The organism is Cyclobacterium jeungdonense (assembly GCF_010994275.1).
GTDB lineage: Bacteria > Bacteroidota > Bacteroidia > Cytophagales > Cyclobacteriaceae > Cyclobacterium > Cyclobacterium jeungdonense.
In genome coordinates this window covers 296,866-310,312 of record NZ_WMCD01000003.1, presented here as the reverse complement: position 1 = coordinate 310,312, position 13,447 = coordinate 296,866, and the positions used below count along the sequence as shown (strand labels likewise).

At 42.5% G+C, this 13,447-nt stretch carries 14 protein-coding genes; 2 read left to right on the top strand and 12 right to left on the bottom strand.

The window, feature by feature from the left end:
- Positions 1-132: 132 nt before the first annotated feature.
- The 12 genes from GKS34_RS08830 to GKS34_RS08775 all read right to left on the bottom strand — a co-directional run bounded on the left by GKS34_RS08830 (position 133) and on the right by GKS34_RS08775 (position 10,930).
- Positions 133-741, bottom strand: coding sequence for an NADPH-dependent F420 reductase (locus tag GKS34_RS08830; protein ID WP_163384437.1), 609 nt, complete (start codon positions 739-741; stop codon positions 133-135).
- 229 nt (positions 742-970) lie between these two features.
- On the bottom strand, positions 971-1,774 hold the full coding sequence (locus tag GKS34_RS08825) for an inositol monophosphatase family protein (RefSeq protein ID WP_163384436.1): 804 nt from the start codon (positions 1,772-1,774) through the stop codon (positions 971-973).
- Entirely contained in the window at positions 1,771-2,457 is a 687-nt protein-coding gene (rsmI, locus tag GKS34_RS08820; RefSeq protein WP_163384435.1) for a 16S rRNA (cytidine(1402)-2'-O)-methyltransferase, read from the bottom strand. The genes GKS34_RS08825 and rsmI overlap by 4 nt, the downstream gene beginning before the upstream one ends.
- Entirely contained in the window at positions 2,457-2,687 is a 231-nt protein-coding gene (locus GKS34_RS08815) for a 4a-hydroxytetrahydrobiopterin dehydratase (protein WP_163384434.1), read from the bottom strand. The genes rsmI and GKS34_RS08815 overlap by 1 nt, the downstream gene beginning before the upstream one ends.
- 11 nt (positions 2,688-2,698) lie before the next feature.
- The gene (locus tag GKS34_RS08810) at positions 2,699-2,965 is read right to left on the bottom strand and encodes a DUF493 family protein (protein WP_163384433.1); all 267 of its coding nucleotides are present in this window, start codon (positions 2,963-2,965) and stop codon (positions 2,699-2,701) included.
- Between the two features lie 99 nt (positions 2,966-3,064).
- Positions 3,065-5,179 (bottom strand): peptidylprolyl isomerase, encoded by a 2,115-nt coding sequence (locus tag GKS34_RS08805; RefSeq protein ID WP_163384432.1) that lies wholly within the window; start codon positions 5,177-5,179, stop codon positions 3,065-3,067.
- Positions 5,180-5,275: 96 nt separating this feature from the next.
- Positions 5,276-6,535: a hemolysin family protein gene (locus GKS34_RS08800; protein WP_163384431.1), complete on the bottom strand. Its 1,260-nt coding sequence runs from the start codon at positions 6,533-6,535 to the stop codon at positions 5,276-5,278.
- Entirely contained in the window at positions 6,528-6,746 is a 219-nt protein-coding gene (locus tag GKS34_RS08795; protein WP_163384430.1) for a hypothetical protein, read from the bottom strand. The genes GKS34_RS08800 and GKS34_RS08795 overlap by 8 nt, the downstream gene beginning before the upstream one ends.
- Before the next feature lie 9 nt (positions 6,747-6,755).
- A complete protein-coding gene (gene lptC, locus GKS34_RS08790) occupies positions 6,756-7,298 on the bottom strand; it encodes an LPS export ABC transporter periplasmic protein LptC (protein ID WP_240459247.1) in 543 nt (180 codons plus the stop codon).
- A 290-nt stretch (positions 7,299-7,588) separates the two neighbouring features.
- A complete protein-coding gene (locus tag GKS34_RS08785; RefSeq protein WP_163384429.1) occupies positions 7,589-8,893 on the bottom strand; it encodes a hypothetical protein in 1,305 nt (434 codons plus the stop codon).
- Between the two features lie 11 nt (positions 8,894-8,904).
- Positions 8,905-10,194, bottom strand: coding sequence for a BamG family beta-barrel-assembly machinery protein (gene bamG / locus GKS34_RS08780; protein WP_163384428.1), 1,290 nt, complete (start codon positions 10,192-10,194; stop codon positions 8,905-8,907).
- Positions 10,181-10,930 carry a type III pantothenate kinase gene (locus GKS34_RS08775; protein WP_240459246.1) on the bottom strand — a complete coding sequence of 250 codons (750 nt, stop codon included), beginning with the start codon at positions 10,928-10,930 and terminating at the stop codon, positions 10,181-10,183. The genes bamG and GKS34_RS08775 overlap by 14 nt, the downstream gene beginning before the upstream one ends.
- 85 nt (positions 10,931-11,015) lie before the next feature.
- On the opposite strand from GKS34_RS08775, the gene GKS34_RS08770 reads away from it, so the two are divergent.
- Complete coding sequence (locus GKS34_RS08770; protein ID WP_163384427.1) at positions 11,016-12,107, top strand: anhydro-N-acetylmuramic acid kinase; 1,092 nt, start codon at positions 11,016-11,018, stop codon at positions 12,105-12,107.
- A gap of 26 nt (positions 12,108-12,133) precedes the next feature.
- Entirely contained in the window at positions 12,134-13,360 is a 1,227-nt protein-coding gene (locus GKS34_RS08765) for a Glu/Leu/Phe/Val dehydrogenase dimerization domain-containing protein (RefSeq protein ID WP_163384426.1), read from the top strand.
- Positions 13,361-13,447: the final 87 nt, after the last annotated feature.

Genomic DNA, 13,447 nt, shown 5'->3' with positions numbered 1-13,447 from the left:
TTATACTGTCTATGTATACGAAATCTCGCAAATAACAGCTAGGTATTACGGCTGCAAAAACAATACCGATTAACGGTTGCAATAAAAATGACACAACCTTGATAAAAAATTTCAATTCAACTGCCTGGAAGGTTAGACAGACATTAGCCTAAAATGACAGTCTCCTGACTTGGCCATAGAGATCTCTTTACTCAGATGGTAAACCGCCTCCAATAAACAAGCGTTTTTGATTAAACCTGCATCGATGGCTTTAAACCCAATTAGCTCAATTAACTTTTTCAATAAAACCCTATCCTGTGTACTGTCTCCACAAAAGTAAGTTTCCTTTATTAACTCCAACGGATCGGATTTGGGATAATCCAGCCCTAGATTGTTGAATGCTTTAAATATCTTTTGATGCCCGGTTTCCTTTCGAATAAATGTTGTATTGCAGTCCAACGTTTCATCATGGACACCATTGGTGCTATCAATATACAATTTATCAGGAGACCCATATTCCTTTAGGTAATCGCAAACCACTGGCAAAAACTCGTTTTCACAGCAGATAATAACGATATCTGAGGCTGAAATAGCATCTGCGTAATTCAACACATAATGGTTCTGCATTTTAAGAATTTTCCACTCCACTTTGCGGGTACTGAATCCTTCACGGACGCCAAATACCACATCCATTCCTCTCGCGATGAACTTATTTCCCAAGTTGGTCGCCAGGTTGGTACCTCCTAAAATTCCTATATTCATTTTATCTATATTATTATGTCAGTGAAACTAATTTGACAACTGTTTGTTTATAGGCCTTGATTAGATCAAGGGTTGGGTGATTTGGTTGTCAAAAAGAATGATACTTTAAATAATTGAAAGCTAATCAATTATACCGAAAATACAAATTATTTTTTCACAGACGGAATTATTTTTTTTGAATTATGTTTTTTGTAGTTAATCACAAATTTAATAGGTCAATTATTTCTTCCTATAGTTCAAAATGAGACTCAATCGCCAGGATCAGGTCTTCGTGTATCTTCGCATTACTGGCCAAAATCTGACCTCCAAAGAGATAATTATCTCCACCATTGAAATCACTTATCTCACCGCCTGCTTGCTTCACAATCAACGTACCTGCCGCAATATCGTAGGACTGCAAATTATACTCGAGATAGCCTTCCACTCTCCCACAGGCTACGTAACACAGATCTACAGCAGCTGAACCAAGCCTTCTAAGCCCGTGCGTGTTCCTTAGGAAATAGGAAAGCAAGTCCAGGTACCTGGCAGTTTTCCCACCGTCATTATAAGGAAAACCAGTTGCCACCAAACTATTTGCAAGCTGATCAGTCTCGCTTACCCGAATGGGTACCCCGTTGCAGGTAGCAGGTGCCCCCTTGTAAGCAGCAAAGCATTCATCCAAATTAATCTCGTACACCACTCCAGAGAGGATCTCGGTATCTTTGGCAAGTGCAATAGACACGGCAAACACCGGTATACCATGCACGAAATTAGTGGTTCCATCCAATGGGTCAACTATCCATGTCAGTTCCCGGCTCGTATCCAATTTTGTCCCTTCTTCCGTAATGAAACCTGCCTGAGGCAAAATTTCAGACAAACCTTTGACTATAATTTCCTCCGCTCCTTTATCCACGTAAGAGACCAGATCATTGAATCCTTTCTGTTCAACTTTTTCAAGGCTAAAATTTCTCCCTTCTTCCCTGATAAAAGCACCTGCATGCCGGGCAAGGCTGGCTACTTGCTGCGTAATACGCTCCAATTCAATACTTTTCATTGTTTTCCGGACAATGTGATCACTATTTCGCCTTTGAGTGTGTTTTCAGTATAATATGTTAAGATCTCCTGCAGGCTCCCTCTGACATTTTCCTCATGCATCTTGGTCAATTCCCTGCTGACACAAGCCTGTCTCTCAGGTCCAAATGCATCCGAAAATTGTTGCAGGGTTTTCAGCAAGCGGTAGGGCGATTCGAAGAAAACCATCGTACGGGTTTCTTCTTTTAGCGCCTCTATCCTTGTCTTTCTACCCTTCTTGTGAGGAAGAAACCCTTCAAACAGAAAACGGTCATTCGGCAATCCCGAATTGACCAGCGCAGGGATGATTGCTGTGGCTCCCGGCAGGCTACAAACTTCAAAATTAGCTGCCAGCGCCTCCCGTACCAATAAAAACCCCGGATCAGAAATTCCAGGCGTGCCTGCATCTGTAATCAGTGCAAAAACTGTTCCTTCTCCCATTCTGTGCAAAAGCCGGGAAATGCTCTGGTGTTCGTTATGAATATGATAACTTTCCAAAGGACGTTTTACGGCATAATGTTTCAGCAGTTTCCCGGATGTTCGGGTGTCTTCCGCTAAAATAACATCTACCTCTTGCAAGGTTTCCAATGCCCTCAGGGTGATGTCCTTCAGGTTTCCAATAGGCGTAGGTACTAAATACAAACTAATGGAAGTGCTTTCCTCCATTAGTTAATTCCATCTATGGCTTTGGCCAATTTTCTATCTTTTTCAGTGATCGTGTTGCCCTTGTCATGTGTTGTCAACTCTATTTGAACCTTGTTGTACACATTGCTCCAATTGGGATGGTGCTGCTGCGCCTCTGCCAGAAAGGCCACTCTTGTCATGAATGCAAATGCCTCCTGAAAATCCTTAAACTCAAAAGTTTGAATCAATTTATTATTTTCTTCTTTCCACATATTGTTAATTTTTATAGTGCGATTACTCCTTCAATCTCCGCTGCCTTTACATATACATCTAGGATCGATTGACTGTCAGGCATCATTGCCTTGATGGTGGCGCTAGTGTATTTGCCCTTTGATGAAACTTTCAATGTCATCTCATTACCGGGTAGTAGGGCTGCCACTTCTCCCTCCTTTCCACTCGGGACAATAAATTTAAACATATATAAGGCTGGGAAACTGGTTTGATTTTCCAGTTTTTCCTTAAAGGAAATAGCATTGAATTTACTACTCATATACCCTATCAACCATTTTTTGGGGAAATTAAATCCCTGAAACGCAAAAAATCCCATTCCTTTCAGGGAATGGGATTTAAATAGGGTTTTAAAAGCCTGTTAAAAGAACTTATACCGATAATCTTTTACTTCTGCCAATTCTTCCATGGCCATCATGATCATATATGCCGTTCTTTGGGAAGCATTATCTGTAATTTCATTTTGATAACGGGTATAATCCCCTATCTCAGAGGCAGGAATGATGCTATTCAGTTGTGCTACTATCACTCCAATGTCTTCCTGAATCGGATCTGTCATTTCTCCGGAATTCTGAAGTCCGAAAATAGCGCCCACTGCTTTGGGAGCAAAACCTACACCCGGCAACACACTCGCATTCATACGGAGGTCAGCTGTTGAGCCAATAGATGCGTCCGGGAAAACTTCCTTTATTGCTTCCAGCGTTTCCAGATCAGCAATTTTCTCTTTTATATAGGCTGCTTTTTTCTCATTCCTCAATTCCTGTGTAGCCTGGGCCTTTATTACGGGATTATTGATGCTTCCATTTCCTTCTTCGGTTTTGTTTGTAAGTAACGCCACCACGTAAGCATCATCTAATTCAAAAACCTGAGAAACGGTACCAACGGACGCGTCATTAAATGCCCATCGGATAATTTCCCTTGCTCCACCCATGTTATTCAACGAACGGGCAGTAGCTCCTACACCATTGGCTTCCATTACCTGGTAATTTTCCTTTTCGGCGTTTGCCTCAAAGGTGTTGGCGTTGGTAGAGTTGGCAGCAAAATAATCTGCATTCCTGAATATATTGTTTCTGGTGATATCACTTGCGATTAATTCCCGCTCTAACACAGCCAGTTTTCGGGTTAAGGTCTGAGGCAATTCAGTCACCTTGATGATATGGAACCCATATTCAGTTTCCACCAGCTCGTTGATGACTCCTACGGAGTTGGCAGCAAATACAGCATCTGCAAATTCGGTAACAAAATCGTCCCGAAAAAACCAACCTAAATCACCCCCTCGTTGGGACGTAGCGTCCTGCCCGTATTGCGCAGCAGCGACCTCAAAGTTTCCGGTTTCGTTCACTTCTTCCAATATTTCCTGAGCCCTGGCTCTTACCTGCTCTTTTGCCTCTCCTTCCAGTCCCTCTGTACTTAGCAATATGTGACTTGCTCTCATACGGGGATCGCCATCAAATTGCTCACTTATTTTATAGGCAACGTAACTCGAATTATTACTTAAGAAAGGACCATAAACCACTCCTTCTTTGGGTTGGTCAACGTTATTGGCAAAACTCACCGGAAGAGGATCACCCGGATTAATGGTTCTGAAGGGATTTAGAGCCTCGGAATTTCTTACAACGAACGCGGAATCATTGGTAGTTTCCTTGAGTTCTGCAACTAAGCCATTAATCTGCTCCAGCGTAGCTGCCGAATCCTCCTCGCTGGGATGAAGCGGGAACCGTACGTACTGCAATCCCCTGCTTTCTTCCACTTGAAATTTTTCCTGATTATTATTGATATAAGACCTGATTTCCGAATCCGTAACCTGGACCAGAGAGTCAGAAACTGCATAATAAGGAATCTGAATATACCTTACATCGGCAATGGTATTCGCCATTTTATGCTGAAGTTCGGCTTCCGCCGTAGTAGCGTATTCAGATGTCGCAAGTATATTGTCATACTTGATCCGTAATCGGGAATCGGCAAACAATTGCTCCTGCTGCGCCCAGAACATTTGCTGCTGAGGGTCTGCATTCTGCAGAGACTGCAGGAAGGTGATCAATTGCTCCCGGTCAAATTCACCGGTTTGAGGATTGGTAAGTTGCCTTCTAAGTTCGCCAATGATATTTTTTCCCTGGACCATATCCACGAGTTCTTCATCGGATATCACCAATCCCAATTCTTCGTACTGTTCGGAAAAAATCTTTTCGACAATCAATGCCTGCCAAGCTTGTTCCCGTATACTTGTTAATTCGTTTTCATTCGGGTTTCTACCTGTATTTTGTTGAAACCTCATTTTGGTTTGTTCAATTTTCTGAACATATTCATCATAAGAGATGTCTTCACCGGCAATTTCTCCCACGGTGGTCCGACTGGATCCCATTATCATTGAATTGGGGCCCAGAATATCTCCTCCCACCAAAAAGAAAATCAGTCCTACAGCAATCACACCGATCGCAAGTCCTGTTCTTTGTCTAATTTGTTTTATTAATGCCATTCTCCTGTTTTTTGCAGTGTCGCAAAATAATTACATCTAAAGGTAAATTCAAAATATTACCCCATCTATAAATCAAGTATTTCTGCTACACGGGTTTTATTCTATTTTTATTTTGATTGTATCTATTCGGTGATCCTGTTTGGATACCACTGTAAAAGTAAAAGGCCCGAAACTTACCGACTCCCCTTTTTGAGGAATACTTTCCGTCAGGGACAAAATAAATCCGGCCAGAGTCTCGAATTCTCCTTCCGGCAAATTCCACTCGTATTTTTCATTAATGTAGTCAATCTCATGTCTGGCGCTCAGTAGGTATTCGTCATCGGAAACTTTTTGTTCGATCAAATCATCACTATCATACTCATCTTCAATTTCTCCAAAGATTTCCTCGATGATGTCTTCCATGCTCACAATCCCACTGGTGCCTCCAAATTCATCCACAACCAGAGCAAGGCTTTTTCTATCCTTGATAAACTGAACCAGTAATTCATTCGCCAGGGCAGATTCTGGAACGATAATGATGGGTGTCAAAATATCTTCGATCGCCTTCGGTTTCTTAAAGAGCTCCAGATGATGACAGTATCCGATTACATCATCGATTGTTTCTTTATAAATGATGATTTTAGAATGTCCGCTTTCAACAAAAACTTGTTTTAATTCTCCAATCGGGTCTGTTGCTTCCACCGCTACTATGTCCGTTCGGGGCACCATGCACTCTCTTACCTTTACTTTTTTGAAATCTACCGCATTGTCAAAAATCTTGGCATCAATATCAACATCTTCCCCTTTTGGATCCAGGTAATTTTGTATAAAACTGTTCAGGTCCGTGATGGTAAAGGCAGGCCTATCTTCATTATATTCCAATTTCAGCACCTTTGTAATGACTATTTTGGATAGGCCCACCACTACCCATACTACCGGGTATAACAGGTAGTATATAATTGCAAAAGGAAAAGAAAAAACCGTCAACAGACTGTTGGGATTTAAAATAAAAATACTTTTAGGAATAAACTCCGCTGTGATCAGCACCACGATGGTAGACACGATGGTTTGCACAATCATCACCCCAGCCTGCGTATTCAACGCCTCTGGCAATACATATCCCAAGGGAGGCCCTAAAAGATAGGCCATGAAAATTCCATAAAGCACCAAACTGATAGTATTGCCCATCAGAGTAGTGCCTATGAATTGTCCAGGATTCTGAATAAACGTAGCTAAGATTTTACCGGAAATTTTGCCTTGTTTGCTCTGCAGCTCAATGTGCAGGCGATTGGCAGAAACAAATGCAATCTCCATCCCCGAAAACAAGGCAGAAAAAACCAGGCTTACCAGTACGAGGATTAAATACTGATCATCCATTGGATTTTCTATTTTTTCGTTTTCCTCCTTTTTGTTGATTCTTATTCTCCTCCTCCGATTGATTCCTTCGATACATGTGCCAGAACAAGAGCAACACGGCAAACATAAAAAACGGATAGGAAGCCATGATTCCTGCCTTCATGGTGAGGTGGGAACCTATCACCACCATGGCTGCAGCTAAGGACAAAATTATGGTACTCGTGAATTTCATTTTTCAGTTTTAAAGCGCATTATTTATTACCCCCGTTACTTTGTTGAAGGTATACTCATTGAAGCCTTCATCTGCTTCCATCCCGGTACCTTTAATGATTCGATCGGGTTCTTCCACCGTCACAAACTTTTCTGTATAAATCTTTTCCTTACCAGGATCCCAAAACAATTCCTCAGATGACAACTTTTGCTCTTTTTGAAGATTTTCTACCTGAACATCTCCCTCTCCCCTATACAGGTTGTTTTTTCGATCGTAGTATCCCCTGTCCGCACGAATAGTTGTGCTCAGTGTCCCCTCCTTGTCAAAAAAATGGATGACGATTCCCTCCGGAAACTCTGTATCCTGATTCAGGTACTCTAGCTGCTTCGCAGCCATTAGCTTAGTCCTTACGAGGGCAGAGTCACTATGGAGCAATTCTATGTTATGGCTGATCCGGTAAGGGCCTTCGTAATTTTTTAGTTGACTTTTATCCAAATCCTCCCTACAGGAAAACAACGACCCTAAGAGCAACACCGCCCCCATCCACGTGCAAAGAAATCTGATTGCACCCATTACACTAAGAATTTGGTCATTTCTGCCTATTAACGATGTAGTCTTGCACTTAATTCTTACCATATAGCCAAATGCAAAGGTACACACAATTTTAAGAGGAATACACATCTTTTCTTTGCAATGCATTCCTGTATCCTACGACGCTTGTATGAACCAAAGGTTTTGTGCCCAAGGTAAATATTTAATAGTTAGCGGGGACTAAACCTAAAAAAGGCGGTAGTTATACCGCCTTTTAATTTCGTTCCGATTAGGGAATTAACTTTCTTTTAAAGTGCTGAGTGATTGGTTCATCAGTCCCTTGTAGCCAATGCTACCGATTGACCTACCCAACAGCCGGTATTAACGGTATCCCCTACCTGAAAACCTTCCGTAAAGAGCTCCTCTTTGGAAGGGAATCTAGCTTTCGCCTGGGCCATACCCTGACTGTCACCTGCTCTGGCGTACGCATTGTAAGCGGCGATGAAGATGGAATAATCTTTCACACGGCTCTCACCTCTTCTACAATCATTGGAAGAAGACATAATCAAACCACCAATGAATGAATGGGCGTCAGATTCTCTTTCTGGGTTTAACTCGGCAGCTTTCAATGCAGATGACCTGGCCTGACTTTTTCTACCCAAATTGGCATGTACTTTTGCCATGTCCCAATGGATTTCGGCTTTTTGTTCATCTGTCTCTGCCAGGGTCAATGCTTTTTCAAACAATTCACCAGCCTTTGCATACTCTGAATTTTGCATGTACCGCATGCCTCTTACCTGAGAAGTACTGAAAGTGGGACTATCATTATCAATCGTCTCAAGCGCCAGCAAGAATATATCACTACTGGTACATTTTTCTTTAATAGAATATTGGAAGATCTGCTTGGCCAGCTTAAGATTGGTTGGATCTGCAGCCAATTTTGGCCCCATGTTGTTTTCAATGAATTCGCAGTTGATGATTTCCATCGCAGCAAGTAACTGATCCAACGTTGCCTTAGATGTGGCCACGTTGTCACCGGCAGCTTCATCTTCCTCCAGCTTAGCCATGATAAACTCATATTTGTTTATCACCTCTTCCGGGGTATAGGCCTTATTGAAGGCAAAATTTCGATAAATGGCATCAAAATACGCCGCGTTCAAGGAAGATGGCTCCAGCTTACCATGAATTTCAATAGTACGCTCAAACAGTTTAACAGCGATGTCTACTTTATCCTTATTTCCCTTATAATACTTGTAGGCATAATAAGCTTTGTTAGCAATCCATTGCGGTTCATTGTCATAAAGCTCTTTTCTCAGATCATACATGGTCAAAACTGAATCCTGATAGGTGCTGATTTCAGCCTCGTCAGTTGCCTGCTCCGCCGCACCTTCATACACTTTGACACCGTTTATATAAAGTGCCTCATTCAGATCAGGAGCATTATTAAGTAACCAGTTCAATGGTCCTTTTGCTTTCAGAAACTCTCCTGATTTCATGTAATCATTATAGGCAGCATTGTATTCCCTGGCTTTTGATTCCATCTCTTGATCAGATGGCCAATTCCAGTTATCCTGCGCCTGAGCCAGTCCAACCACGAGGAAGGACAAACATCCAATAATTGCCGATTTAATTTTCATGGTTGTCAACATCATTCAAATACTTTTTTGTAAAACCAACTGTTGTCATTTATAGATATTCCTAATGAAACTTTAAAATAATTCTCTCTCACCAGCCCGTCATTGACGGTTCCTCTTGTACCAAGCTTTAAAGCTACATTTAAGAGCGATAAACTGTATACTGGTATCGAAGTACCAAAATTAATGCCAATATCATCAATTTGGTTTTGGTTCAACATATAGGGAAGCTGCTCGTACTCTAATCCCGCCCTAAAGGTGGACCTGCTCAATACACTTCCCAACGAAAACGCATCTGGTATGTACTGCCCTCCCAGCGATAGTTTATACGCATTTCCGAGATTCCCTTCAGTAGCATTAAAGCCTCTATAATCGGTAAAATCCTGAAACTGCGCTTCAACTCCTATAGCAAATTTATTAATTTTTTCATAAGTTACACCATAACCTACCTTATTAGGTAGAAAAACACTTCCTGGGACATTGTCAGCAATCACATCTCCGGGTGAATTCGGAATGCTAGCTTGCCCCGATTCTCCCATTTTCGCAAACTCTTTTCCATTAATATCTCCAAATACATGATAAATGGCACCTAAATTTAGGTACTTTTCATCTCCCAGAGGTTGTGCATAATAAAAACTACCCTTGAAAGTAACGTCACTAAAGGTTAACCTTTCGTAATATTCAGAAGATATTCCGACACCGTTCATCTCTTCATCGAGTAGGTCAAGCTGGTTGGTCCGGATAGTTGAACCAAAGGTGTATGCCCCCTCCAAGCCCAAGCTTAACCCTTTATAAACCTGAAAACCGGATTGCAGGTAAACCTGGCTCAGCCCTCCCCTACCTTCAATGATGTTCTGAGAAGTTAGTGCTGTATTGGCAACCGGAGAATTAACCGTAATGTTATAATTCACACCCGTTAACTGGTTCAGGCCCAATCCTATAGTGAATCTTCTGGGTACAACCGGAAAGGACATGGCCACGTAGCTCAAGCCTCCTCCATCGAGTTTTTCCGAACTGGCTTCTGTCGCAGCAGATAATTGATTATAGTTCATTGCTGCTTGAAAGCTGTAAGCCCCATTCTTGACAGAGATGGCCGGATTTACATGGTTTACACTATAACTATTGCCAAAACTAATCCCCATTCCGCCCATTCCCTGATTTTGGGTGAGGCCGGAGTTATTGAAAACCCCAACCCCCAGTGAACTATAAGTGGAGGATGAAAATTGTGCAAAGCTGGAAGGATGAATGACTACAAAACCCCAGATAAACAAAAGGGCTGTCACTACTATTTTATTTTTCGACATTGTATGTTAAAATTCTGTCCAATCCGTACAGGACCAAATTGGGGATTACAAATATGTGGTCTTTTGTTAAGCTTTCAAAGATTTCAGCATCCCCACCACAAATAAAGACGTTCACCTGACCATAGGCGGCTGTAAATCGGTGTATGTATTCCTTCATCTCTCCCAAGATGCCATAATAAATTCCTGATTGTATGCATCCCACCGTATCCTTTCCCAAAAACGGCGGTGTTTGCTGCGGTACCTCCACCAAAGGAAGCCTGGCCGTATATGCGTTCATGGCCTTTGACCGTAAACCAAGCCCCGGAGAGATGGCTCCTCCTTTATACACGTTCTCCCCGTCCAGGAAATCGTAGGTGATGCAGGTACCCAGATCGATGCATAATACCGGTCCTATGGGTTCGAAAGCCCTGGCGCCCATGACAGCCGCTAGCCGGTCCAAGCCTAAGGTACCCGGTGACTGGTACTCATTCCGAATCGGCAGAGGGGTATGCTGATCAAAAAACAAAAAAGGGTAGGCAATTTCTTCTCTCAAAGCTTCCTCTGTCCACGTTACAGAAGCGATCAGCATCTTATCCCTATCTCCGGGTTTGATTTTCGGCACCAGGGATGCAAAGTCTGCAAGAGTACTGGATTCCAGGAGTTTTCCCTGATTAAAAATACCAAGCTTGATTCTGGTATTTCCAATGTCTATTACCCAATGTCTTCTGTCTGGTACCATCTCTTTCCAAAAACCCATTCAAAATTAGTCATTTTACTTTGGAGGCTGCTTGGCGAAATGCTATTTTTAAGTTTAAAAACTGGTTTTTAACAAACTTTAACCCATGATTGAACCCTATAGGTACGAGCTGATTGGCTTGATGTCCGGCACTTCAGGCGATGGACTCGACCTGGCCTATTGCTCCTTCGAGAAAAATGCCCACTGGAGCTTTGAAATTTTAAAAGCGGAAACCATTCCTTTCCCTGATAATCTGGAGCATGCCCTTCCTGCTGCACATCAGATAGATGCGGAATCGTTGGAATTCCTAAACATCGAATTTGGAACATGGATGGGGAATGTGGTCAAGAACTTTTGCCGGGAACAAGGTATTCAACCTACAGCTATCGCCTCCCACGGTCATACGGTATTTCACCGTCCGGAAAAAGGCATGACCCGCCAAATCGGAGACGGTTATGCGCTGTGGCAAGCCTCTGGAATTCCCGTAATTAATGATTTCAGAAAATTGGATGTGGTCCTGGGAGGACAGGGAGCACCTCTTGTGCCTATAGGCGATGCCTTACTTTTTCCACAATATGACTTTGCCTTGAATCTGGGAGGTATTGCAAATATTTCCCTGGAGAAAAACAGGCATCGGACTGCATTTGACACCTGCCCTTTCAATTTGCTGATGAATCATTTTGCTCAAAAGGTAGGGAAAACATTTGATACAAACGGAGATATAGCGAGGAAAGGCAACGTCATTCCGGAATTACTTACTTCCTTGCACCAGCTCCCCTACTATGCCCAAAAGGGGGCAAAATCCCTTGGGAGAGAACATGTGGAACGTGATTTTTTACCTTTGCTTGAAAAAGCGGATTATTCCGTTCCCGATGTACTCGCTACGTTAATTGAGCATTATGCCATTTGTATTTCGCATACCATCGGTGAGGAAACACAGCCATCTTCAAAGAAGCAAAAACTCTTAATCACCGGAGGGGGTGCCTACAATGCGTTTTTTATTGAAACCCTTTCCAAAAAAATTGGTTCCCACGTAACACTTACCCTGCCGGAAAATCAACTTATTGATTTTAAAGAGGCATTGGTATTCGCTTTTTTGGGTGTACTGCGCCTGCGAGGTGAAATAAATTGCCTGGCATCCGTAACCGGTGCCTCCCAGAGTTCCTGCGGTGGCACTGTTTTTGGACTTTTTCCATAAGACTGAATCTAAAAAACTTAAAACTAATGAGAGAACTTCTTAAAAAATTTGAGAATCGTCAGCCTGAAATCGTTTTTGAATGGAGTGATAGTGAGACGGAAGCCGAAGGGTGGCTGGTAATCGACTCCCTTAGGGGGGGAGCTGCCGGCGGAGACACCCGGATGAAAAAAGGGCTGGAAAAAAAAGAAGTAATCCAGCTGGCAAAAAACACAGCTATCAAATACACGATTTCAGGACCTCCGATAGGAGGTGCCAAAGCGGGAATCAATTTTGATCCTCATGACCCGAGAAAAGACGCTGTGCTCGATAGGTGGTTTAAAGTAGTTTCGCCGATATTAAAGAGCTATTTTGGTACGAGCGCTGGTATTCATATCCATGAAAATAAAGAACTGATACCTCATACCGAAAACTATGGCCTCTGGCACCCGCAGGAAGGGGTGGTAAACGGTCATTACAAATCCAAAGAACCGCAAAAAATCCGGAAAATAGGACAACTGAGACAGGGTTTAGCCAAAATCATCGAAAATCCCGATTATTATCCGGCAGGTGCTTCCAAATACCGTGTCAGCGATATGATTACCGGCTTCGGATTGGCTGCCGCAGTGAAGCATTACTATAAGCTGTGGGGAGGATCCCCAAAAGGAAAAAAGGCCATCATTCAGGGCTGGGGTAATGTAGGAGCCGCAGCAGCCTATTTCCTCGCCAAAGAAGGCGTTCAAATCGTCGGTATTCTGTCACTGGAGGGAGCCATAATTGATCAAAACGGTTTAAATGAATCAGATATTACCCAACTATTTCTTTCAAAAGAAAAAAACAAATTAGCAAGTGAGAAACGGATTCCATTTGAGGAAGGCAATGAAAAGATCTGGAATCTTTCTGCGGACCTGTTTATTCCCGCAGCAAAATCTCGTTTGGTAGACAAAGAGAAATTGGAGAAGCTAATGGCCGGAGGGGTAAAGTTAATTGTTAGTGGAGCCAATTTCCCCTTTGCGGAAAATGATATTTTCATGGGGCCGGTCAGCACATTGGCGGACGACAACCTGTCCCTTATCCCAGATTTTATCGCCAATGTGGGAATTTCAAGGTTAGCGGCCTACCTGATGTCAGAAAAAGTAGTGTTTACCGATGAGGCTTTGTTTCAGGACGTAAGCCAAACGATATACAAAGCCTTGAAAAAATGCCATCAGATGCACCCGGAAAAAAATCAAATCGCACAAACAGGCTTAGAAATTGCCCTGGAACAGCTTGCCTGATCCTTTTTGGTAAAGGAAGCTGGTCAAAAAAAGCATAATTTTTGACCGCTTCCATTAATTTATTTGCTTCCTACTGTACAAAATAAC

What these genes read in the sequence shown, in the direction of transcription:
- GKS34_RS08815 (WP_163384434.1), bottom strand. Translation starts at nt 2,687, where the DNA reads ATGTGGAAAGAAGAAAATAATAAATTGATTCAAACTTTTGAGTTTAAG.
- GKS34_RS08795 (WP_163384430.1), bottom strand. Translation starts at nt 6,746, where the DNA reads ATGAAATTCACGAGTACCATAATTTTGTCCTTAGCTGCAGCCATGGTG.
- GKS34_RS08825 (WP_163384436.1), bottom strand. Translation starts at nt 1,774, where the DNA reads ATGAAAAGTATTGAATTGGAGCGTATTACGCAGCAAGTAGCCAGCCTT.
- GKS34_RS08830 (WP_163384437.1), bottom strand. Translation starts at nt 741, where the DNA reads ATGAATATAGGAATTTTAGGAGGTACCAACCTGGCGACCAACTTGGGA.
- GKS34_RS08765 (WP_163384426.1), top strand. Translation starts at nt 12,134, where the DNA reads ATGAGAGAACTTCTTAAAAAATTTGAGAATCGTCAGCCTGAAATCGTT.
- GKS34_RS08775 (WP_240459246.1), bottom strand. Translation starts at nt 10,930, where the DNA reads ATGGGTTTTTGGAAAGAGATGGTACCAGACAGAAGACATTGGGTAATA.
- rsmI (WP_163384435.1), bottom strand. Translation starts at nt 2,457, where the DNA reads ATGGAGGAAAGCACTTCCATTAGTTTGTATTTAGTACCTACGCCTATT.
- lptC (WP_240459247.1), bottom strand. Translation starts at nt 7,298, where the DNA reads ATGGGTGCAATCAGATTTCTTTGCACGTGGATGGGGGCGGTGTTGCTC.
- bamG (WP_163384428.1), bottom strand. Translation starts at nt 10,194, where the DNA reads ATGTCGAAAAATAAAATAGTAGTGACAGCCCTTTTGTTTATCTGGGGT.
- GKS34_RS08770 (WP_163384427.1), top strand. Translation starts at nt 11,016, where the DNA reads ATGATTGAACCCTATAGGTACGAGCTGATTGGCTTGATGTCCGGCACT.
- GKS34_RS08810 (WP_163384433.1), bottom strand. Translation starts at nt 2,965, where the DNA reads ATGAGTAGTAAATTCAATGCTATTTCCTTTAAGGAAAAACTGGAAAAT.
- GKS34_RS08805 (WP_163384432.1), bottom strand. Translation starts at nt 5,179, where the DNA reads ATGGCATTAATAAAACAAATTAGACAAAGAACAGGACTTGCGATCGGT.
- GKS34_RS08800 (WP_163384431.1), bottom strand. Translation starts at nt 6,535, where the DNA reads ATGGATGATCAGTATTTAATCCTCGTACTGGTAAGCCTGGTTTTTTCT.
- GKS34_RS08785 (WP_163384429.1), bottom strand. Translation starts at nt 8,893, where the DNA reads ATGAAAATTAAATCGGCAATTATTGGATGTTTGTCCTTCCTCGTGGTT.